The 17,069-nt window shown below is 60.5% G+C and carries 38 protein-coding genes; 36 read left to right on the plus strand and 2 right to left on the minus strand.

Features of this window, described 5'->3' with window-relative positions; all coding sequences use genetic code 11:
* The first annotated feature begins 190 nt into the window (after positions 1-190).
* A complete protein-coding gene (locus ACQCS0_RS19535) occupies positions 191-1,531 on the plus strand; it encodes a tyrosine-type recombinase/integrase (protein WP_426940262.1) in 1,341 nt (446 codons plus the stop codon).
* Positions 1,532-1,585: 54 nt separating this feature from the next.
* Here ACQCS0_RS19535 and ACQCS0_RS19540 read toward each other — a convergent pair whose 3' ends face one another.
* Together ACQCS0_RS19540 and ACQCS0_RS19545 are read right to left on the minus strand one after the other, a co-directional pair.
* Positions 1,586-1,843 (minus strand): helix-turn-helix domain-containing protein, encoded by a 258-nt coding sequence (locus ACQCS0_RS19540; protein WP_426940263.1) that lies wholly within the window; start codon positions 1,841-1,843, stop codon positions 1,586-1,588.
* A gap of 344 nt (positions 1,844-2,187) precedes the next feature.
* On the minus strand, positions 2,188-2,445 hold the full coding sequence (locus ACQCS0_RS19545) for a helix-turn-helix domain-containing protein (RefSeq protein WP_426940264.1): 258 nt from the start codon (positions 2,443-2,445) through the stop codon (positions 2,188-2,190).
* Between the two features lie 138 nt (positions 2,446-2,583).
* Between ACQCS0_RS19545 and ACQCS0_RS19550 the strand changes: the two genes are divergently transcribed.
* The 35 genes from ACQCS0_RS19550 (at position 2,584) to ACQCS0_RS19720 (ending at position 16,965) form a co-directional block, all read left to right on the plus strand.
* Positions 2,584-2,841 (plus strand): helix-turn-helix domain-containing protein, encoded by a 258-nt coding sequence (locus tag ACQCS0_RS19550; protein ID WP_426940265.1) that lies wholly within the window; start codon positions 2,584-2,586, stop codon positions 2,839-2,841.
* Complete coding sequence (locus ACQCS0_RS19555; protein WP_426940266.1) at positions 2,838-3,020, plus strand: hypothetical protein; 183 nt, start codon at positions 2,838-2,840, stop codon at positions 3,018-3,020. Before ACQCS0_RS19550 ends, ACQCS0_RS19555 begins: the two co-directional genes overlap by 4 nt.
* Positions 3,021-3,022: 2 nt before the next feature.
* Positions 3,023-3,535, plus strand: a complete 513-nt coding sequence (locus ACQCS0_RS19560; protein WP_426940267.1) for a GIY-YIG nuclease family protein — start codon at positions 3,023-3,025, stop codon at positions 3,533-3,535.
* Positions 3,536-3,627: 92 nt separating this feature from the next.
* Positions 3,628-3,864, plus strand: a complete 237-nt coding sequence (locus ACQCS0_RS19565) for a hypothetical protein (protein ID WP_426940268.1) — start codon at positions 3,628-3,630, stop codon at positions 3,862-3,864.
* Positions 3,861-4,136, plus strand: coding sequence for a hypothetical protein (locus ACQCS0_RS19570; protein ID WP_426940269.1), 276 nt, complete (start codon positions 3,861-3,863; stop codon positions 4,134-4,136). The genes ACQCS0_RS19565 and ACQCS0_RS19570 overlap by 4 nt, the downstream gene beginning before the upstream one ends.
* Positions 4,133-4,405, plus strand: a complete 273-nt coding sequence (locus ACQCS0_RS19575; protein ID WP_426940270.1) for a hypothetical protein — start codon at positions 4,133-4,135, stop codon at positions 4,403-4,405. Before ACQCS0_RS19570 ends, ACQCS0_RS19575 begins: the two co-directional genes overlap by 4 nt.
* Before the next feature lie 142 nt (positions 4,406-4,547).
* A complete protein-coding gene (locus ACQCS0_RS19580) occupies positions 4,548-4,949 on the plus strand; it encodes a hypothetical protein (RefSeq protein WP_426940271.1) in 402 nt (133 codons plus the stop codon).
* Positions 4,946-5,122 carry a hypothetical protein gene (locus ACQCS0_RS19585; protein WP_426940272.1) on the plus strand — a complete coding sequence of 59 codons (177 nt, stop codon included), beginning with the start codon at positions 4,946-4,948 and terminating at the stop codon, positions 5,120-5,122. Before ACQCS0_RS19580 ends, ACQCS0_RS19585 begins: the two co-directional genes overlap by 4 nt.
* Complete coding sequence (locus ACQCS0_RS19590; RefSeq protein ID WP_426940273.1) at positions 5,116-5,343, plus strand: hypothetical protein; 228 nt, start codon at positions 5,116-5,118, stop codon at positions 5,341-5,343. The genes ACQCS0_RS19585 and ACQCS0_RS19590 overlap by 7 nt, the downstream gene beginning before the upstream one ends.
* Positions 5,344-5,455: 112 nt before the next feature.
* On the plus strand, positions 5,456-5,647 hold the full coding sequence (locus ACQCS0_RS19595) for a hypothetical protein (RefSeq protein WP_426940274.1): 192 nt from the start codon (positions 5,456-5,458) through the stop codon (positions 5,645-5,647).
* On the plus strand, positions 5,644-5,766 hold the full coding sequence (locus ACQCS0_RS19600; RefSeq protein ID WP_426940275.1) for a hypothetical protein: 123 nt from the start codon (positions 5,644-5,646) through the stop codon (positions 5,764-5,766). The genes ACQCS0_RS19595 and ACQCS0_RS19600 overlap by 4 nt, the downstream gene beginning before the upstream one ends.
* The gene (locus ACQCS0_RS19605; RefSeq protein ID WP_426940276.1) at positions 5,763-6,425 is read left to right on the plus strand and encodes a hypothetical protein; all 663 of its coding nucleotides are present in this window, start codon (positions 5,763-5,765) and stop codon (positions 6,423-6,425) included. Before ACQCS0_RS19600 ends, ACQCS0_RS19605 begins: the two co-directional genes overlap by 4 nt.
* Positions 6,422-6,565, plus strand: a complete 144-nt coding sequence (locus tag ACQCS0_RS19610; protein WP_426940277.1) for a hypothetical protein — start codon at positions 6,422-6,424, stop codon at positions 6,563-6,565. The genes ACQCS0_RS19605 and ACQCS0_RS19610 overlap by 4 nt, the downstream gene beginning before the upstream one ends.
* A complete protein-coding gene (locus ACQCS0_RS19615) occupies positions 6,562-6,786 on the plus strand; it encodes a hypothetical protein (RefSeq protein ID WP_426940278.1) in 225 nt (74 codons plus the stop codon). Before ACQCS0_RS19610 ends, ACQCS0_RS19615 begins: the two co-directional genes overlap by 4 nt.
* Before the next feature lie 140 nt (positions 6,787-6,926).
* Positions 6,927-7,067, plus strand: coding sequence for a hypothetical protein (locus tag ACQCS0_RS19620; RefSeq protein ID WP_426940279.1), 141 nt, complete (start codon positions 6,927-6,929; stop codon positions 7,065-7,067).
* On the plus strand, positions 7,064-7,234 hold the full coding sequence (locus ACQCS0_RS19625) for a hypothetical protein (RefSeq protein ID WP_426940280.1): 171 nt from the start codon (positions 7,064-7,066) through the stop codon (positions 7,232-7,234). Before ACQCS0_RS19620 ends, ACQCS0_RS19625 begins: the two co-directional genes overlap by 4 nt.
* Positions 7,231-7,398 carry a hypothetical protein gene (locus tag ACQCS0_RS19630; protein WP_426940281.1) on the plus strand — a complete coding sequence of 56 codons (168 nt, stop codon included), beginning with the start codon at positions 7,231-7,233 and terminating at the stop codon, positions 7,396-7,398. The genes ACQCS0_RS19625 and ACQCS0_RS19630 overlap by 4 nt, the downstream gene beginning before the upstream one ends.
* On the plus strand, positions 7,395-7,766 hold the full coding sequence (locus ACQCS0_RS19635) for a hypothetical protein (protein ID WP_426940282.1): 372 nt from the start codon (positions 7,395-7,397) through the stop codon (positions 7,764-7,766). Before ACQCS0_RS19630 ends, ACQCS0_RS19635 begins: the two co-directional genes overlap by 4 nt.
* Positions 7,767-7,878: 112 nt before the next feature.
* Entirely contained in the window at positions 7,879-8,082 is a 204-nt protein-coding gene (locus tag ACQCS0_RS19640; RefSeq protein ID WP_426940283.1) for a hypothetical protein, read from the plus strand.
* A 161-nt stretch (positions 8,083-8,243) separates the two neighbouring features.
* Positions 8,244-8,810, plus strand: a complete 567-nt coding sequence (locus ACQCS0_RS19645) for a hypothetical protein (protein WP_426940284.1) — start codon at positions 8,244-8,246, stop codon at positions 8,808-8,810.
* 190 nt (positions 8,811-9,000) lie between these two features.
* Positions 9,001-9,798 carry a PD-(D/E)XK nuclease-like domain-containing protein gene (locus ACQCS0_RS19650; protein WP_426940285.1) on the plus strand — a complete coding sequence of 266 codons (798 nt, stop codon included), beginning with the start codon at positions 9,001-9,003 and terminating at the stop codon, positions 9,796-9,798.
* Complete coding sequence (locus ACQCS0_RS19655; protein ID WP_426940286.1) at positions 9,795-10,337, plus strand: hypothetical protein; 543 nt, start codon at positions 9,795-9,797, stop codon at positions 10,335-10,337. Before ACQCS0_RS19650 ends, ACQCS0_RS19655 begins: the two co-directional genes overlap by 4 nt.
* Positions 10,334-10,525, plus strand: coding sequence for a hypothetical protein (locus tag ACQCS0_RS19660; RefSeq protein ID WP_426940287.1), 192 nt, complete (start codon positions 10,334-10,336; stop codon positions 10,523-10,525). Before ACQCS0_RS19655 ends, ACQCS0_RS19660 begins: the two co-directional genes overlap by 4 nt.
* Before the next feature lie 2 nt (positions 10,526-10,527).
* Complete coding sequence (locus ACQCS0_RS19665) at positions 10,528-11,001, plus strand: single-stranded DNA-binding protein (RefSeq protein WP_426940288.1); 474 nt, start codon at positions 10,528-10,530, stop codon at positions 10,999-11,001.
* A gap of 98 nt (positions 11,002-11,099) precedes the next feature.
* Positions 11,100-11,777, plus strand: coding sequence for a hypothetical protein (locus tag ACQCS0_RS19670; protein WP_426940289.1), 678 nt, complete (start codon positions 11,100-11,102; stop codon positions 11,775-11,777).
* 205 nt (positions 11,778-11,982) lie between these two features.
* On the plus strand, positions 11,983-12,303 hold the full coding sequence (locus ACQCS0_RS19675; protein WP_426940290.1) for a hypothetical protein: 321 nt from the start codon (positions 11,983-11,985) through the stop codon (positions 12,301-12,303).
* Positions 12,304-12,330: 27 nt separating this feature from the next.
* On the plus strand, positions 12,331-13,281 hold the full coding sequence (locus ACQCS0_RS19680) for a hypothetical protein (RefSeq protein WP_426940291.1): 951 nt from the start codon (positions 12,331-12,333) through the stop codon (positions 13,279-13,281).
* The gene (locus ACQCS0_RS19685; protein WP_426940292.1) at positions 13,282-13,650 is read left to right on the plus strand and encodes a hypothetical protein; all 369 of its coding nucleotides are present in this window, start codon (positions 13,282-13,284) and stop codon (positions 13,648-13,650) included.
* A gap of 26 nt (positions 13,651-13,676) precedes the next feature.
* Positions 13,677-13,898 (plus strand): hypothetical protein, encoded by a 222-nt coding sequence (locus ACQCS0_RS19690; protein WP_426940293.1) that lies wholly within the window; start codon positions 13,677-13,679, stop codon positions 13,896-13,898.
* 308 nt (positions 13,899-14,206) lie between these two features.
* On the plus strand, positions 14,207-14,476 hold the full coding sequence (locus tag ACQCS0_RS19695) for a hypothetical protein (RefSeq protein ID WP_426940294.1): 270 nt from the start codon (positions 14,207-14,209) through the stop codon (positions 14,474-14,476).
* A gap of 100 nt (positions 14,477-14,576) precedes the next feature.
* Positions 14,577-15,098 carry a hypothetical protein gene (locus ACQCS0_RS19700; protein ID WP_426940295.1) on the plus strand — a complete coding sequence of 174 codons (522 nt, stop codon included), beginning with the start codon at positions 14,577-14,579 and terminating at the stop codon, positions 15,096-15,098.
* Positions 15,095-15,256 carry a hypothetical protein gene (locus tag ACQCS0_RS19705; protein WP_426940296.1) on the plus strand — a complete coding sequence of 54 codons (162 nt, stop codon included), beginning with the start codon at positions 15,095-15,097 and terminating at the stop codon, positions 15,254-15,256. The genes ACQCS0_RS19700 and ACQCS0_RS19705 overlap by 4 nt, the downstream gene beginning before the upstream one ends.
* The gene (locus tag ACQCS0_RS19710) at positions 15,253-15,678 is read left to right on the plus strand and encodes a RusA family crossover junction endodeoxyribonuclease (protein WP_426940297.1); all 426 of its coding nucleotides are present in this window, start codon (positions 15,253-15,255) and stop codon (positions 15,676-15,678) included. Before ACQCS0_RS19705 ends, ACQCS0_RS19710 begins: the two co-directional genes overlap by 4 nt.
* Positions 15,679-15,784: 106 nt before the next feature.
* Positions 15,785-16,357 carry an HNH endonuclease signature motif containing protein gene (locus ACQCS0_RS19715; RefSeq protein ID WP_426940298.1) on the plus strand — a complete coding sequence of 191 codons (573 nt, stop codon included), beginning with the start codon at positions 15,785-15,787 and terminating at the stop codon, positions 16,355-16,357.
* A 2-nt stretch (positions 16,358-16,359) separates the two neighbouring features.
* Entirely contained in the window at positions 16,360-16,965 is a 606-nt protein-coding gene (locus ACQCS0_RS19720; RefSeq protein ID WP_426940299.1) for a hypothetical protein, read from the plus strand.
* Positions 16,966-17,069: the final 104 nt, after the last annotated feature.

Here is a 17,069-nt window from a genome sequence, read left to right on the forward strand (position 1 = left end):
GTAGCGGTGGGGAGGCTCGATCTCCCGACCTCACGATTATGAGTCGTGCGGCTATATTTAATCCATTCGTTTTAGACTCACAAAATACGCGGAAACACGCGGAAACTAGGCACTTTCACCGACCGCACGATTGAGCGGAATAGGCTAGCAGACGCTGGCATCGGCTAACGAATAGGCTACAGTGGACTTTATGGCAGCGAAATGGACCCAAGAAGACGAGCGCAACCTCACCGCGGACCGCGCCGTGATCCGCAAGATGAAGGCGCGTGGCGAAGAGCCTTCCGAATGGCTCGCTGCCGAATACGCCGAGCTTCTCGAACGCCGCAAGGCATCCAAGCCGCGCCGCCCCAAAGGTGAAGGCGGCGTCTACCAGCGCGCAGACGGCATGTGGTGTGCCACCATCGAACTACCCCAAGGACTCGACGGGAAACGCCGCCGCAAAGTCCTCGCCCGGAAAGATAAGGGCCAGGTAATTAGTGAGATGCGCACACTCCAGCGCGAACTGGAGAAGCAGGGCAACCTCTCAACCAGCTCCATCAGCCTCGCCAAGTGGGCCGATCACTGGATGGACCGGATTGCGCCCAAAGACATCAAGCCCCGCACTCTCGCCGGATACAGGACGGTCATCAATGGCTATATCGTCCCACTGCTAGGTAAGCGGATGCTCGATAAGATCAACGCCCAAGACGTACGCCGGCTGCACGAGGTCATGGCCGCGACCCCGAAGGATCAGAACCTGCGGGACGGGAGGGAGTTGCCCGGTGGAACCATCATGCTCTCCAGTACATACACGCTACTGGCACACAATGCGCTCTCGGTAATGCTTGGCGCCGCCATGCAGGATGGAAAGGTAAATGCCAACCCCTGCGATATGGTCAGTCGCCCGCGTGCGCGTATCACTGAACAGTCCGCGCTCACCCTCGACCAGTCAATCCAACTACTCGCGCACCTTGCTACCCGAAAGGATGCAGCACTATGGGCCACCTACCTGCTTACCGGATCCAGGCGCGGCGAAATTATCGGGCTGGAGCGTGACAGGGTAACGGACGTACTTGACCTATCGTGGCAAACCCAGCGGATAACGGACATCAAGAAAGCTCCTGACGACTTCGAGTATCGGCAAATCAAGGGAACGCTGTATCTCACCCGGCCCAAGTCAAGGACCGGGTGGCGCATCATCCCGCTCGTGGACCCGCTAAAGTCCATCCTTGAGCTCCACATGCAGGCCGCACCAGACGGGCTAATCTTCCGCGAGGACGGGCGCCCATGGGATCCCGACCGGGTCACCAAGGCGTGGAAGAAGCTTATGCGAGGCGCCGGGTTGCCAGAGGATGTCGTACTACATGGCGCTCGGCACACAACCGTGGACCTACTCTACGCGGCAGGAGTCCCCGAAGACATTATCCAGGCCATCGTCGGGCACTCCACAAGGGCTATGACGCGTTCCTATCGGACCCGCACAGACGCCGCCCGCTTGCGCGAAGGAATGGAGGCGTTGTCCGCGCTCCTGCGCCCGCAGATCGAAGCATAGTCACCAATAGGCCCCCAACCTCACTACCCGAGGTTGGGGGCCTATTTTGCGTGCCTACCTGCCGTTCATTGATCGGATGGCCCTGGTTAGGAGTTGAAGCAGATTCTCGCCTAGGACTCGACAGATTGCCTCAACGTCGTTCGCCGTGAACGAACTCTCGTTGCGGAGCCGTTTCGACACGTAGCTCTTAGACCTGCCGATCATGCCGGCCAGTTGCGCGCCGCTGGTCCGGTGGCGCGTCAAGGCGTGCCGGATCTCATCGGACACGGCGCGGGCGAACGCGCCGGGTTCCGGCTCTTTTCCTGCGGGCATGATCACCATCGTAAGCCTCCAATGGGGCATAAGTGCCCTTGACCAGCAGTTATAGCGCATACAAGGACGGCGTGTCTATATGGAACCAATTTTAGATACTCGCAAGTAGGAAGCGGGATTTATCAAACGGTTTTATATGGGGTAATCTGGCCGCTGATTCCACAAAAAACCGGGCCACGACTGGATGTCAGTGGCCCGGCTTATGGTCTCTATGGATCGAATACTAGTTCTAAACTCGGGGGCAGTTGTAGTGCACACCATTCAGGCCATCAGCGTCATTCACCACGCCACAATGTCTGGCATAACGGTACGTGACCTATGCGCCCAAGCTGCCTCGCTGGGGACTATGCCGTCTGAGATGCTGACCGAAGCCTGGCTTCGGCTCGCTGCATCAAGACGCGAGGGCTGACGCCAAGTTCGCTGGCGATGTCGATAAGGACCGGCAGTGGCATGCTCCGCTGATTCTTGAGGTACTTGGTCATCGTTACTGGGTGGATGCCTACGCGCTCGGCCAACGTCTTCTGGTCCAGTCCGCGCTCTACAAGCTCTACCTTCACCTGAGTTGCTAAGGCTGCTTCCAAACCTTCGAATACGTTAGTCATGCGGCTAGCTTATGGGCATATGGTCACAGTTTGCAATAGAACGGCTAAGTGGGTTAGTCGATCGGATACTCGCACGACACGAAACAACTACTTGGTTCGGGGTTGCGCTTAGTCGATCGACTAAGTACTGTTAGTCATATGGCTAAGACATTCGCTGGGAAGCAGCCCACAAACCACACTGAAATCGACATCATCAACCAGGCGGTCAATGACAAGGGAGTCAGTAAAAACTCCCTCGCAGATGAAACCGGGATACCCTACAAGACGCTTTGCCGCCGACTCGAAGGCGATGGATTACTGACACTCAGGGAACTACGCAAGATCGCAGCGGCCCTCAACATCTGGCCCTCCGACCTACTCCCCGAAGACCTCACCGCAAAGCAGGTCGCGGCATGAAGGTCAGCTACTCGATTGAAGAAGCAGCCGAGGCCACCGGATATAGCACCGACACCATCCGCCGCGCACTCCGCAACAATGACATGACCGCCCGCTACGCAAACTCGAAGCCGGTCATCCTGTCCACCGAACTCTCCGGCTGGCTCGAAGCGCTCCCCACAGAAGCCCCGAAGCGCTAACCATGGACGACTACGCAGATATCGCCTCCGCCGGATGGGCAATCAACGGACCCTATCCACTCTCCACATTCCCCGAGCTCGGACCCTTCGTCTACTACATTCAGTGCGGATCGTTCATCAAGATCGGAACCAGCATCAATCCGGAGTCCCGCGTCGATCAACTGCGGCGCGGCGGTAAGGCTATCCGGCCCTCAATCTGGGTAGAAGATCCGCGCCTCATCGCATACATACCCGGCAATGTCGCCAAGGAGCGGGAACTTCACCGGCAGTTCGCAAGCCTCCGCGATAACGGCGAATGGTTCTTGATGAATGACGAACTTATCGAGCACGTACAAGAGGCGCAGCAGCAGCAATGCCTTATGGAACTAGGAGCCCACGTCGCGCACCGCGACGAGATGGTTAGCGCCGGATCGTGGCCGGCAGTAGACGCCAACCTTGGCGAGATGTACCAGAAGCACGTGGCAACAAAGGAACGCCTCGACCCCGAATGGGCCGAAGCCTTCGACGCCGCCTAACCGGCACCCCCGCCCACTCGGGCAAACACTCCGCATCACCAAGACCGCTGTCTGGCGGCAAGCTACCCCAAGCTGAGAAATGAGGCCTTTCCATGCCCGAAATCACCCCGTCATTCATCCAGATCAAGAAGTGGATCATCGACGCCGCGCCATTGTGGGATGTGAAAATGACCGGCAATCGCGCTAAAGCGTTGGCTGGCCGCTACCTGGCCGAGATGGACCCGGAACTAGACGACGGCCGCACCGACTACGCAGACCCCACCGGAACAGAAGCCGTCCGCCGCTGGATGAACGACATGTTCACCAAGCTCGACGCGGCCGCCGCATGAGCAACCCAACCACCACCCTGATCATCCGCGGACGGCGCGTTAATTCCGGCCCGTCATTCCAAGGCAAGCCATACGTCTACGGCGGCACGGAGCCTTACGTGAAGCCGGCGCGCATGGAAGTGAAGGAGCTCGACCCGGACGCGAAACTTTGCGCCGTGGACGAATGCGCAGGGAGACATAAGGCGCGGGGCTACTGCTCGACCCACTACGCCAGCCTCATGACGCACGGCCAAGCAGTCATGCCAGACCGGCGCCGAAAGGAAAACCGATGATCGCGGCAGCACTGGAGGACTCGCACGCCGATTGGTTAGAGGACGCAGTAGCCACGATCCACGCACTAGCCCACGCGCATCCGGCAATCACTGCCGACTGGCTCCGCAAGGAGATGCGCACCCCGCCCCATCCCAATCTCGTTGGCATCGCATTCACCACCGCAAAACGCCTCGGCTACATCGAAGCCGTATCCCACTCAATATCAACCGCACGGTCACGGAAAAACGGGTCACTCCGCACCTGGGCCGCCATCAAGGAGGACTCATGAGCGCTGTGATTATTTGCGAAGAGCGGTGCAGGCTCTATGGCCCATGCGACGACCGGAAGGCGTGCGACACCGCCAATCGCTGCGTATCAACGCCGCAGTGGTTCCTTGACGCCCTCGACCGTGACCCATCTAAGGAGGAAAAGTGATTCCCTACACGCAGCAAATCATTGCCGACCCAACACGCGGCGACGGCCATAACTCGGCCGGCGTTCCCGGTGACTGTTGGAAGGCGTGCGTTGCTTCCCTGCTGTCCGTGCCCGAATATGACTCGGTTCCGCATTTCGTCACCTTCAAGGACTGGTGGGGCGAGACGAACCGCTACGTCTGGGATCTTACGGGCAAGAACCTCACGAAGTGGCGCGACTCGAAGTTCATCCCGGAAGGCATCGAGTTCTTTATTGGCACGGGCCCATCTCCACGCGGAAGCTTCCACCATGCCGTCATCGTGGATCGCGCAGGCAACCTTATCCACGATCCGCACCCGTCCGGCTTGGGCATTCTCCATGTTGAGGATTTCTTCGCACCATTCGAGAGGGAATCATGAACGGCTTCTACGTCCTAGTCCTGGCCGCAACAATCGTGGGCGCCGTCTACTGGATCCCCAAAGCTATCCGCCACGACCGCAACATGGCCGCGCTGGAACGGCTGGACGACGAGGAACTGGCCGCGGTACTGGCGGAATTTCCCGACGTGCTGGATCGGGCGCGGAAATGGTAATCCGGGCGCAACTCTACTGCCGCAAAGAGAAGACCCGCTTTGACCGACGCGGCCACATGTACTGCTGGTATTACCGAGTATTCGATGCCGAGACGGGCAACGTCCTCGCGTCGGACAACACGGCGAGCTGGCAGAAGATGATGGACGCCATGCTGCGTGACCTCGCGGCTATCCGTCATTGCGCACGACTCGGGATCCTCAAGAAGTCGCGGGGCTGGTAGTGAGCCCTGACCGCGCACTAGAAGAGCCCGAATCCACCGACTACGACGAGCTGGCCGACCTAGCCGACACCAGCACCGCCAACGACGCCGACGCGCACCGAAAAGGCGAGTCATGACCACCCCGCTCGAATCCGCCCCAGCCCTTGAACTGGCGAAGATGTTCCGGGCGTTGAACCGTGCCCGACGCGTGGCCGAACAAGCCCGCGAAGATCCCGTTATCGCCGCAGAAGCTGAGGCACTGGAAGCCCACCTTGCGGCACTCGAAACCGTTTACCTGAACCTGAAGAAGGAGTATGCGCCGTGAAATCCAAAGGCCCCGAATCCTGGCACGCCGTTGTGTTGCGTGACGAGATCGAGCAACTGTCCGCCGCCGTCCAGATGCTCGCCCATGCGGTTGGCTATAACGAGGGATTGACGTCGTGAGCGACTACTACGACGACCTCAGCCCATTCGATGAGGAAGTGGAGGGATTCAAGGCCGCACTGCGGGAATCGGTCAAGCAAGAAGTCCAGGAAGAGCTGAAGACCCTGCGCGAATCCAACACGGAGATGTCGGCGAAGCTAGCCGGGCTTCACAAGCTTGAGCGTGAAGCAGAGATGGCCCGGCGTGGATATGAGGTCAAACTCCATCAGGCCGAAGCAACGGCGCGCCGCACTGTCGAAAAGGAAGGCCTGCGGAAACTGCTGGCAATCCTGAAGGAACCCCGCTTCAAGGTGACTATCGCATGGGACGCTCTGCCGAAATGTGACCGGTGCGCCGAGGACCGCAAGCTGCACTACACGACACCGAGGGGCCGGAAAGCTGAGGAGGCCTGCGAATGCTCGGCCAAGACAAGGCGCTACACGGCGGAAGAAGTCTTGGTCCACGAGGTAGCCAAGCGCAACGGCAAGATTCTCGCTTGGTACTCAGACGCTGGCAGGTACTTCGGTGATGATGATTCCTTCGGTTCGCCAACCGTACTGAAATCCGCGGAAAACGTTGCCCTTGCCGAGATGGTCAAGGATCCGCATAGCTATGGATTCACAACCCTGGAAGACGCGCAGAAGCTCGCCGTCGCACTGAACGAAGGGCTGACCTCATGACCCGCGATGAAGCGTTCACCCGCTGCCCGTCCGACTCGTACGTGGAGTTCTATAGCGGCCAATGGTTGGTTGTCCCGTATGAGCCAGTCACGCAGCCCGCATTCTTTGCTGTTACGCCACGACGGGTGGTGGTGGCATGACGCGAGAACCAGAGTGGACTGACCGCGTATACCGCGTGACGATCAATCACCAGTACGCGGACGGAAATGGCTACTACCAGCAGCGGAAGTATGGCCCGTACACCACGCTCAAGGCTGCGCGGTCCCAACTGTCGCGGCATCTTCGATTAGCTGGCAACGACTACCGGAAGGCTGATGGGTTCATTGAGTCATCGGCCCTTGATTGGGATGACACGCCATGACCCACACTCCCGGCCAGCCTTACGACACGGGAGTTGCGACGGTCGGTGGGCGCGGTCAGCAGGCGATACAGCCATTCGAGCACGTGCGCCACACGGTCACGATCACAAGCGTCTCCCGGTCCGTGCACGAGGACCATTACGTGACCGCTACCGAGGCCATCATCGAACGCGCCGCCCGTCTCCGCGATCAGGGCCTCCTGTTCACCCGCGACGGTATGACGCTCACCTACGTGGATAACGCCGACTCAACCATCACACTCCGATATGAGGACGCGTTATGACCGCAACCGTAGCCCACGCCCTGCGCCTCGCTGAGGGCCTGGAAGTATCCACCGGCTGGAACTCGCCGTACGCCGAACTGCTGGCGGAACTCCGGGAACTCGCCGCCTATGCGACCGAACAGACAGCCATCTACGAGCGCAAAACAGAACAGGCGCGGACGGCATGACGGGGATTTTCGACGCCCACCGCAAACCAATAAACCTCCCCGACATTCCACGGATCAGCCGCGAGGATTCGGACCTCATCTACCGGGCCGACATCACGATGGCCGCGTGGATGGCAATGACTGATACGGAACGCGCCGACCTCAGATGGAGGATGGGCGCATGAAAGGAAACGACGTGACGAACGAATACAGCACCAACTTTGTCCACGTGAAGCTTGGGGACGATGTCCGCATTGAGCAGTACGTTGACGGCGAACTCTCCAAGGCGATCCCACTGACCGCCGATCAGGCCGCCTACGTAGGCGAAGTCCTCCACAAGCCCCTCGAGGTCACAACGGTTGAGGAACTGGACGCGCTGCCCATTGGTTCCGTTGTGCTGTCCGATGCCTACACGGGGCAGAGCGGCCAGAAGATCTCTTTCCAGCGGTGGGACGACGGCGACTGGCACCGTGGCGCACGTAGCGGCGACACGCACCCTGACAACTTCCTCCCCGCGACGGTTCTTTACTCCCCGGTGGTGTCTGGTGAGTGACGCGCTGGAGGGGGCCACTGACATTCTTGTGCGGCATCAGCGCCAGAACGCGGGTAGCTGCATTTGCGGGTGGGCTGAACTTGGACGCTCGCACCCCGAACACCAAGCCGCCATGCTCGCCCCGTTGTTCGCCGCCGCCCAAGCCGAAGCGCTCCGGGAAGCCGTGGAGGACTTCGAGGACAACATGGGCGTTCAAGAGTTTGACGAGTGGGCCCGGCGCGACGGTAGGCGATGGGCCCACATCGAAGACGCATGGGAGTACCAAGGCCCATATATGGACTGGCTCCGTGCCCGCGCCGACAACCTGACCACCTAACCGAGAGTGGCTTCGAAGATGCTCCATGATCAGCAGCAGGAGAACTGGTCACGCGGGACCAACCCACAACCCGGCTGCACCTGCCCACCATGGCGATACAACCCGCGACACCCGAAACCGACAGACCCGAACTGTGCGATGCACGGAAATGAGACAGCAGCATGACGACTAACTGGAAAGACCTACTCCGCGACTACGAGGAGAGCAAAGCGAAGAGTAACAAGGAAGCGCAGGTGGATTACTTCACAAAGCGCTACGGCCAAGGGCCCATCCTCCCCGCCATAGACGGACGCTGGGAGCAACTGCCCGAGTGGATGCGGACCAGCGCCGTATTCAAGATCAGCGCCAGCCTCACCGCCGACGACACGGAGGTGCAACGAAAAGCGAAGATCAAAGCTCTACTTGAAGACGGCGATTACGACTGCTCCCACGAACTACCAAAGACGGCTGATGATGCCGAAGTGGTTTCCAGTCTGGATCTAGACACCTACATGCACCGCCCCGTCCTAGACATCGACATCCCGGCTGCGTTGATTCCATCGAGCACGCCGGGGCACCATCACCTATACATCGACAAGCCGATGACGCCACTCCAGTACGTGGACCTACTCAAGGCGCTAACCGCTGCGGGAATCATCGAAGAGGGCTACGCTGCCGCTTCAATCGAACGCGGCTACACGTCAGCCCGCCTCCCGTGGGTCAAGAAGCCGAGTGCCGCCGATGTGTAGCCTCCAGGACCACGCCGCCCGCTCGACCCGCGAACGGGAAGCCGCCGACCAGACACCCATCTACGAACTAGTCTGCGCCGCCCAAGGGTTCAGGCCAGACGCGAACTAACCGAAGCCGCCACGGACTGGCGGCTTTTTTGTGACCGAAAACAACCAGGGGGACCAATTGAAAACCGAAATCATCCCGAACATGAGCAATCGGGCGTACCATGCGCACGCCGCTCTTGGCTCGACATCCTTAAAAACGCTTGCCACCCGCACGCCTGCGCACTGGGTGCACGAGCGCGACAACCCGGTCCACAAGGACGCCTATGACGTAGGCACCGCAGCGCACAGTCTCATCCTCGAAGGCGACACTTCCGGCGTCGTCATCGTGGACGCAGCAGACTGGCGCACCAAGGCCGCGAAAGAAGCCAAGGATGAGGCGCGCGCAACCGGGAAGATAGCGCTCCTGGAGAAGGAGTGGACGCCCATCCAGGCTATGCACGCCTCGGTTATGTCCCACCCACGCGCACGGGAACTATTCACCGGACACAAGGCCGAACAGTCCGTGTTCTGGGAAGAGGATGGACTCGCGCTGAAGTGCCGCCCGGACGCATGGCATGACGGCGAACGACTCGTGGACCTCAAGACCACCCGCAGCGCATCCCCGAACGACTTCGGCAAGACTGCCCACGAGTACGGCTACCACCAATCAGTGGCGCACTACATCGACGGCGTGAAAGCTGCGACCGGCGAAGAGTTGCCCTTCCACTTTGTGCTGGTCGAAAAGACGGCGCCTTACTTTGTGTCCGTGGTCGAACTGGATTGGGAAGCAATCGACATCGGCAGGCAGCTCAACGACCGCGCAAAACGCATCTACCGCGAATGTGCCGACTCTGGCAACTGGCCCGGATACCAGCCCGCCGAACCAATCGCCCTACCCAACTACGCCGTCTACCAAGCCGAAGAACTGCTTGGCATCAGTGAACTGGAGTTGAAGCTTTGAAAATCACCGCAGAACCACGCTCGGATCAATGGAACGCAGACGACTTCCTAGGCGGACCCCGGACATTCACCATCGCCGCGGTCAAGGACGGAGCGGCCGAACAGAAATACGACATCGCTTTAGAGGGCGAGGCCAGGGCGTGGCGTCCACCGCTCGGCATGCTCCGGGTACTCATGCAGGCATGGGGCGACGAGTCGAACGTCTGGACAGGGCGGCGCGTCACACTCTTCCGGGATCAAGCCGTCAGGTTTGGCAAGGAAGTCCCTGGCGGCATCAGGATTTCGCATCTCTCGCACATCGATAAGGCCGTGAATTTCAAGGTAACTACCTCCCGGGGTAAGCGTGAGACCTATACCGTGCAGCCCCTCAAGGAGGCACCCAAACCGACCACCCCGCAACCGCCTATCGAGCCCGTCGACTGGCTCGCACACGCGGAACAAGCCAAGGGTGACGTGCCCCGGCTCCAGAAGATCTACGCCGACGCAGAAGCGAACGGCGCGGACGCAACCATACTGACCGCTATTAGGAGCCTCGCATGAGCTACAAGACAACCGGCCATACGTCCGTGTCCGTCATTGCCGGACACATCAGGGCCACAAGCCAGCCCATCCACCCCGAGATCGGCAAGCAGGTCTCCATGGGCGACAACCTGTACATCAGCATCACGCCCGCCATTGCACAGCAGTGGATTGGCGTACTCGAAACCATCACGGCAGAGGAAAAGTAAACATGGCAGATATCAAATTCACCGGCAATCTTGGCCGGGACGCAGAGTTGAAGTACACGAAATCCGGTAGCCCGTTCATGAGCTTCAGCGTGGCCGATTCAAGGTCACGCAAGACGGAGGGCGGCGACTGGGAAACCCTCGCTGAACAGTGGCTCGAATGCACAATCTGGGGCAGCCTAGCCGAGCACTACGACGGCAAACTGACCCGCGGTAGCCGCGTCACGGTCTACGGCGACTTCATGTCCCGCAAGTATGAGGCCAAGGACGGATCTGCCGGGACCAGCCTGGACGTGAACGTGAAGGGCGTGGACATATTGCCGTCGAAGAATAGCAATGGACAGCAACGAGGCAATCAGCAGCAGTCCGGCGGCAATCGTCAGCCGGCCGCGAAGGAAGACCCGTGGGCGACACCAGCAGTCAATCCGAACAATGGCGGCGGCTGGGGGAACGGCCCCGATTCAGAGCCGCCCTTCTAGCCCACACCCACCCCCGGTCGCCATAGTGCGGCCCCACCCAAGCGGCGCCCGGCAGATTGTCGGGCGCCGCCTTTGTGCCCACCCCCGAAAGGCAAGCAATGAAACCGAAGCTACTTGATCTATTCGCCGGCGCGGGAGGTGCCGGCAAGGGGTACATGGACGCCGGGTTCGACGTGACCGGGATCGACATTGAGCCCCAGCCTGACTACCCCGGAACATTCATCCAGTCCGACGCCATCGCCTACCTGGCCGCTCATGGCCACGAGTACGACGCCATTCACGCATCGCCCCCATGCCAGGCGTCATGCACCCTCACTAAGGGCACCAACCAGGGCAAGGAATACCTGAACCTCATCCCCGCAACCAGGGCGCTGCTCGACATTTCCGGCAAGCCCTACGTCATTGAGAACGTGCAAGGATCCGACCTGCGCCGCGACTTGACCCTGTGCGGCGAAATGTTCGGGCTAGGCGTCATCCGGCACCGGTACTTCGAGCTTGGCGGCTGGGCTGCAATCCCGACGCCGCACAAGCCACATAGGGGACGCGTTGCTGGCTGGCGTCATGGCGAATGGTTCGACGGCCCATATTTTGCCGTGTACGGCGAAGGTGGCGGCAAGGGCACCGTGGCGCAGTGGCAGGGGGCCATGGATATGCACTGGACCAGCAACCGCAAGAGCATTGCCGAGAGTATCCCCAGGGCTTATACGCGGTTCATCGGCGGGCAGCTTATGGCGCTACTTGAGACGCAGCGGGAACTTGCGGAATCCGCCGCATGACCCCCTGCGCCCGAGGCTGCTGCTGGACCGCATTCGAGGTATGCGCCCAGCAGCGCACCTGCCCGTGCCACTGGCTGGACGTGCCCCGCAACGAGCCCCGCACCGGTGACGCACGCACCCACTCAGACCCCACGGCCCGCCGCGCCATCGCCAACGTCATGCGCGCCCGCAACCCCAAACGCCCACGAATATAAGGAGGATCGGCGTGACCTACATTCGCAACGCCCCGAAGCAGAACCTTGAAGCGCTCCGGATCCAGCGCCAGATAGCCGCCGCGGCAGTCGAGAAGGCCGAGGCTGAGTTGGCCGCCGTTGTCGCGGAAGAGCAGGAACTCGCCAAGCTGCAACGCCGCCGCATCGAAGCCGCCAAGCAGCTAGACCTGGCCCGCAACCGCGCCGAACTCGCAGCCCGCCAACTTGCCCAGCCCGCCATTATTTGGGGCGGCACTGAGGGGCTAAAGCGCGCTGCTGAAGAGTCTGCGCGCTGGGATAAACGCCGGCGACTGCTGACCGGGCAAGTCGCGTGACACAACAACCAAGAAAGGAGTAATCGAATGGCGCGTGAACACGCCCGAATCCAAACCGCCATATGGCTTGACGATGACTTCCTAGACCTGTCCCCCGAGGCGCAGCACCTATATCTCGTGGTCACCACTCAGATGTCCTTGAACTTCTGCGGCGTCACCGCATGGCACCCCGGCAGGCTTACCCAACTCGCGCACGGATGGACCATCGCCAAGGTAGAAGCGGCTGCGGCGGAATTGTCCGCGGGCTTGTATCTGGTCATCGACGAGACGACCGGCGAAGTGCTGGTTAGGTCATTCATCCGCAACGACGGGCTGCTGACATCGCCCAACATCGCCAAGGCCATGTATCGGAAGTTCTCGGAAATCGGTTCGCGTGCCATCCGCGGCGTAGTGGTCCACGAACTCAAGCGCCTCTACGACGAAGAGCCGCACCTGAAGGGCTGGGATCAGTGCCGAGACCTCCTGGATAAGCGGTCAATGGACCCCCGAGAGCTTGAACTTTTCAACCCTTCCACAAGCCCTATTGAAAGGGTTCCCGAAACCCTTCCCGGAACCCTTTCAAATCAAAACGGGAACCCTTCCGATGCTCCCTACTCCCTTCTCCCTACTCCCAACTCCCCTACTCCTTACTCCCCGCCACGCGGTGGCTATCCCGCCGACTTCGAAAAGCTTTGGAACCTCTATCCCGCAAAGCGAGACAAGAAGGCCGCATACAAGGCCTACCAAAAAGCAGCCAAGGAAGTGGACTACGAAACACTGACCGCTGGCGTGGTCCAGTACCGCGACGACCCGAACCGCGAAGCCAAGTTCACCAAGCACTTCGGCACATGGCTCAACGCGGGCTCATGGGACGACGAGCCACTGCCGGCACGCGGCGGACAGGTCATGGACCACAGCTCCCGAGGTCTCGCTAAGGGCATGGCGATGCTCCAGGCCTACGACGCGCAACAAACCGAACCTTTTGAATTGGAGGCCTAGATGGACCACAAGCAGACCATCGCCATGCTCACATGGATCAACCAGGTAGACCCCCGCGTGATGCTCAACGAGGCGAACGTCGATGTCTGGGCATATGCCATGACCAACACGGCCCCCGATGTCGCCAAGCAGGCCGTCCTTGAGCACTACAAAGCCAACGAGTCCATCGCCGCATCACCCGGCGCGATCAGCAAGCGGGCCGCGAACATAAAAAACAGCCGGGAAGCAAAAACGAACGCGCTCGAAGCGCTCCCGCCCATCAAGCACCCGAACTCCTGGCGGTCCCGGAATCCCGCCGAGTGGGACCGGCTATTCGAGGAAGGCCAGGAACAACGCCGGGCCGAACTGATGGCGCGGGGGCTGCTGTGATCACGCGATCCCACAAGGCGCGAAAGGTGCATCGCTGCGACGGGTGCGCGAGGGCTGGCAAGATCCAGCCGGGCGAGCGCTACCTGACGCATACCGCGCTCGCCGGCGACGACACCGGCTATCACGAGTACGTCGCCGAACCCAAGCGCCCGCAGCGATACAAGGAATGCGCCGAGTGCGCCACGAGATATGGGCGAGCCGAAGTGCTGGCCGCCATCCAGCGAACAGAAGGCGAGAGCGACGCATGAAAGACCGCCTCGAAGCCGCGATCCGCCTCCTGTACCCGGACGAGATGACACCCACCGCGAGGAACGTCCTAATGCGGATCCTCGAAGACGAAACATACACCCCGCAACCCGCCAAAAGTTCTACGGCTGGGGCAAACAGAAAGTGAGCTTTTGATGAGTGAGCGCGAGTGTGGACACTGGGTTGGTCCAATTTGGAAGTTGGATGGCGAAACGTGCGTCTGCATCGAACTGGAAGGCCACGAGATGCCGCACAACTGTAGCTGCGGGGCGTTGTTCGAAGGCTGCGGCCATCCTAAGAGTGACCTCGCATGACCGCCCCAACCCTCTGGCCGACACGCACCACGGACGGCCGGGACTTGTCACACGCCGAGTTCCGCACCATCCCAGGATTCGGCCGGTACGAGATAAGCCGCGACGGGGACGTGCGCAACAGGGCGACGTGGCGGATCCTGCGGGAGTCCGTGAACCAGTTCGGCGCGTTCTCATACACGCTTCGAAAAGACGACGGCGGGAAAACCAGCCGGAACTACAAAACACTCGTGCGCTACGCATGGGGACAAACCGAGGGGGACAAGTGAGCCAGGAAGCTCAGCATATTTCAGGAGCCAGCGCGGCCGAATGCCCATGCGAGGGATGCCGGGAATGCGTGGCCACATTCAGCACCAACGAGGGGGACGCATGAAAGAGCTAGACGAGATCAGGGCACGACTGGAAGCGGCGTGCGACTATCCCGGCAGTGTGACCATCGAGCAATCTCAGCGGGACGTTGAGCCTCTAATCGCGGCCGTTGATGCGGTGACGATGTTGGCTGATTACTGGCAGGACAGTGCGGGCTGTGAGTCAAGAGCTCACGAGGTCTTCGGGGAGCAGAAGTTGAGCGTCGAGTTCGCCGTAGCTCAGACCCGCGCCGCCATCGCCGCCGCGCTAACCCCCATCCCAGCCGCTCCTAGTGGGGCAGGAGAGCCGCGTGGGTCTGTAGTGGCAGTGGAGGGCGCTGGGGCGGAACTAGGGCCGGAGATCGACGCGTGGCAGTTCCGAGAGGGAGATCTAGTCGAATGGTATGGCGAGGGTGGTATCTGGAAAGTAATCCCGTCCAACATCTACGACGACAAGTACGCGTCAATCCAGCGCGAACGGGGCAATCGCGTAATTATGAGCGTCCCATGCGAAGAACTCCGGCACGTCGGAAGGAAGCCATGAACGACTTTGAATGCTGCCAGAACCAGCGACGCCGCGAACAATGGCAATTCACCGGCCGCGAAAACCACTGGGGCTACACATTCCTCGTCTGGACACTCACCGCCAACCCAGCCGGGCGCAACGAGATCGGCAAACGCTGGGCACGGTGGGTGAAATGAGCCGGACGATCCGCATTATTACGCACGGCACACCAGCATCCCAAGGCAGCAAGACGAGCTACGGGCGCGGGCAAATGGTGGAGTCGGACAAGACGCTGCCCGCGTGGAGGTCTGCCGTCAAGGCAGCCGCGAAACAAGCTGCCGGACCCGACTGGGAGCCAATCGACGCTCCCGTGAAAGTCAGTGGCGAAATCAGGATCCGCAAACCAGCGACCACCAAATTCCAGGACTACCCAGCCGGACCCAAAGACCTCGACAAGATGCAACGCGCAATCGGAGACGCCCTCGAATCCGCCGGCATCCTCACCAACGACGCCCGAATCGTCCACTGGGACATCGCCAAAGTCTGGGCCGTGGACATGCCCGGCGCAGACCTGGAAATTGCAGAAATGGAAAGCCGAAATGACCCCAAAAACCCCTAGAATCCGCGGATTTCATGGGATAATAGAGACAGCCCCGAAGAGTGCTTGCAACACTCGCCGGGGCCTAACCCTACAGATCGTCACTACCGATTGGAGGGCTACCGCTATGGTACCCACAACCTGCACTTTTAAAGACTGCACTGAGCCTTACAGCGCTCGCGGGCATTGCAGGTCGCACTATGCAAAGCTCGCCCGACTAGGGCAACTTCCTCCCCTGCCGACCACAGCAGAACGGTTCTGGGCAAAAGTCAACAAATCCGGCAACTGCTGGGAATGGACCGCAGCGAAGAACGCAAAGGGCTACGCGCTACTCAACGTGGACGGTCGATCTAGGCTCGCTCACCGCTACTCATACACCCTCCACCGCGGAAGCATCCCCGCCGGTCTGCTAATCGATCACATGTGCCACAACCGCGCCTGCGTGAACCCGAGCCATCTGCGGGCAGTTACTCCAAAGCAAAACGAGGAGCACCGCGTCGGCGCCAACAAGACATCAGCATCAGGCGTCCGAGGCGTCCACTGGAGCAAGCAATACCAAAAATGGGTAGCTCAAGCCACGCATCAGGGCAAGCCCTACTTCGCCGGGCACTTTGCCGACCTGGCAGACGCAGAGGCCGCAGCCGTTGCCAAACGAAACGAACTCTTCACCCACAACGACCTCGACAGGATGACCGCGTGAGCATGGAGTGCACAACTGAGGATTGCCAGAACTTCACTTCTACCTACCTTTGCACCCGGTGCGTGTCGGACCTTCAGCAGTGGCTTAGCAAGATCCCGGTTTTACTGGAGGAAATCGGGACGACGATAGCCAAGCTCGACAACGTGCGACCGGCTGGTGGTGGTGGCGGTGGCGGTGCTAAGCCAGGATCTGCCGCACCCATCAACCTTGACGCGCTCCAACTCGCGCAGAACCTCAGCAGTGTCGGCACGGACGCGAAAGCCTACGCACACGACGAACGGGCGGCAGGGCTTGCATGGCTGATTCAGGATTGGGTGACGAAGGCTGAGTTACTGGTCAGTGGTCCCGAGGCTGAGCACATCAACCATGTAGCCATCCGGGCAAGAGTGCAGAACATCGCACCCCCCATGCCAACACGCACACTACTGCCCTGGCTCAGAGCAAACGCAAAGATCACCATCACCGCGTTCGACATCCGCAACTGGGCGCGCCGCGGGAAACTCGTAGCCGTAGACCGTGAACCACAACCCACCTACCACCCACACGAAGTACTCAACGCCTGGCACGACACACGCGCCACACAACTAGCAACCAGCCCCAAAAACTGATACCGTGTCAATCTGAGGGGACAGTTGTTCCCCACACAGGAGCGAAACCGGAAACGGTCCGCTCCTTTTTGCTGCCCGAATCCCCCATGGAGGCGCAATCTGCC

It is taken from the genome of Pseudarthrobacter sp. S6 (genome assembly GCF_050156575.1).
GTDB lineage: Bacteria > Actinomycetota > Actinomycetes > Actinomycetales > Micrococcaceae > Arthrobacter.

Bases quoted from the DNA above. Each gene is read 5' to 3' on its own strand.
- ACQCS0_RS19625 (WP_426940280.1), top strand. From the start codon at position 7,064: ATGACCGCAACCGTAGCCCACGCCCTGCGCCTCGCTGAGGGCCTGGAA.
- ACQCS0_RS19585 (WP_426940272.1), top strand. From the start codon at position 4,946: ATGAACGGCTTCTACGTCCTAGTCCTGGCCGCAACAATCGTGGGCGCC.
- ACQCS0_RS19660 (WP_426940287.1), top strand. From the start codon at position 10,334: ATGAGCTACAAGACAACCGGCCATACGTCCGTGTCCGTCATTGCCGGA.
- ACQCS0_RS19570 (WP_426940269.1), top strand. From the start codon at position 3,861: ATGAGCAACCCAACCACCACCCTGATCATCCGCGGACGGCGCGTTAAT.
- ACQCS0_RS19595 (WP_426940274.1), top strand. From the start codon at position 5,456: ATGACCACCCCGCTCGAATCCGCCCCAGCCCTTGAACTGGCGAAGATG.
- ACQCS0_RS19715 (WP_426940298.1), top strand. From the start codon at position 15,785: ATGGTACCCACAACCTGCACTTTTAAAGACTGCACTGAGCCTTACAGC.
- ACQCS0_RS19670 (WP_426940289.1), top strand. From the start codon at position 11,100: ATGAAACCGAAGCTACTTGATCTATTCGCCGGCGCGGGAGGTGCCGGC.
- ACQCS0_RS19640 (WP_426940283.1), top strand. From the start codon at position 7,879: ATGCTCGCCCCGTTGTTCGCCGCCGCCCAAGCCGAAGCGCTCCGGGAA.
- ACQCS0_RS19630 (WP_426940281.1), top strand. From the start codon at position 7,231: ATGACGGGGATTTTCGACGCCCACCGCAAACCAATAAACCTCCCCGAC.
- ACQCS0_RS19700 (WP_426940295.1), top strand. From the start codon at position 14,577: ATGAAAGAGCTAGACGAGATCAGGGCACGACTGGAAGCGGCGTGCGAC.
- ACQCS0_RS19685 (WP_426940292.1), top strand. From the start codon at position 13,282: ATGGACCACAAGCAGACCATCGCCATGCTCACATGGATCAACCAGGTA.
- ACQCS0_RS19560 (WP_426940267.1), top strand. From the start codon at position 3,023: ATGGACGACTACGCAGATATCGCCTCCGCCGGATGGGCAATCAACGGA.
- ACQCS0_RS19565 (WP_426940268.1), top strand. From the start codon at position 3,628: ATGCCCGAAATCACCCCGTCATTCATCCAGATCAAGAAGTGGATCATC.
- ACQCS0_RS19610 (WP_426940277.1), top strand. From the start codon at position 6,422: ATGACCCGCGATGAAGCGTTCACCCGCTGCCCGTCCGACTCGTACGTG.
- ACQCS0_RS19545 (WP_426940264.1), bottom strand. From the start codon at position 2,445: ATGACTAACGTATTCGAAGGTTTGGAAGCAGCCTTAGCAACTCAGGTG.
- ACQCS0_RS19645 (WP_426940284.1), top strand. From the start codon at position 8,244: ATGACGACTAACTGGAAAGACCTACTCCGCGACTACGAGGAGAGCAAA.
- ACQCS0_RS19665 (WP_426940288.1), top strand. From the start codon at position 10,528: ATGGCAGATATCAAATTCACCGGCAATCTTGGCCGGGACGCAGAGTTG.
- ACQCS0_RS19680 (WP_426940291.1), top strand. From the start codon at position 12,331: ATGGCGCGTGAACACGCCCGAATCCAAACCGCCATATGGCTTGACGAT.
- ACQCS0_RS19590 (WP_426940273.1), top strand. From the start codon at position 5,116: ATGGTAATCCGGGCGCAACTCTACTGCCGCAAAGAGAAGACCCGCTTT.
- ACQCS0_RS19635 (WP_426940282.1), top strand. From the start codon at position 7,395: ATGAAAGGAAACGACGTGACGAACGAATACAGCACCAACTTTGTCCAC.
- ACQCS0_RS19535 (WP_426940262.1), top strand. From the start codon at position 191: ATGGCAGCGAAATGGACCCAAGAAGACGAGCGCAACCTCACCGCGGAC.
- ACQCS0_RS19710 (WP_426940297.1), top strand. From the start codon at position 15,253: ATGAGCCGGACGATCCGCATTATTACGCACGGCACACCAGCATCCCAA.
- ACQCS0_RS19705 (WP_426940296.1), top strand. From the start codon at position 15,095: ATGAACGACTTTGAATGCTGCCAGAACCAGCGACGCCGCGAACAATGG.
- ACQCS0_RS19650 (WP_426940285.1), top strand. From the start codon at position 9,001: ATGAGCAATCGGGCGTACCATGCGCACGCCGCTCTTGGCTCGACATCC.
- ACQCS0_RS19575 (WP_426940270.1), top strand. From the start codon at position 4,133: ATGATCGCGGCAGCACTGGAGGACTCGCACGCCGATTGGTTAGAGGAC.
- ACQCS0_RS19555 (WP_426940266.1), top strand. From the start codon at position 2,838: ATGAAGGTCAGCTACTCGATTGAAGAAGCAGCCGAGGCCACCGGATAT.
- ACQCS0_RS19615 (WP_426940278.1), top strand. From the start codon at position 6,562: ATGACGCGAGAACCAGAGTGGACTGACCGCGTATACCGCGTGACGATC.
- ACQCS0_RS19695 (WP_426940294.1), top strand. From the start codon at position 14,207: ATGACCGCCCCAACCCTCTGGCCGACACGCACCACGGACGGCCGGGAC.
- ACQCS0_RS19540 (WP_426940263.1), bottom strand. From the start codon at position 1,843: ATGCCCGCAGGAAAAGAGCCGGAACCCGGCGCGTTCGCCCGCGCCGTG.
- ACQCS0_RS19720 (WP_426940299.1), top strand. From the start codon at position 16,360: ATGGAGTGCACAACTGAGGATTGCCAGAACTTCACTTCTACCTACCTT.
- ACQCS0_RS19550 (WP_426940265.1), top strand. From the start codon at position 2,584: ATGGCTAAGACATTCGCTGGGAAGCAGCCCACAAACCACACTGAAATC.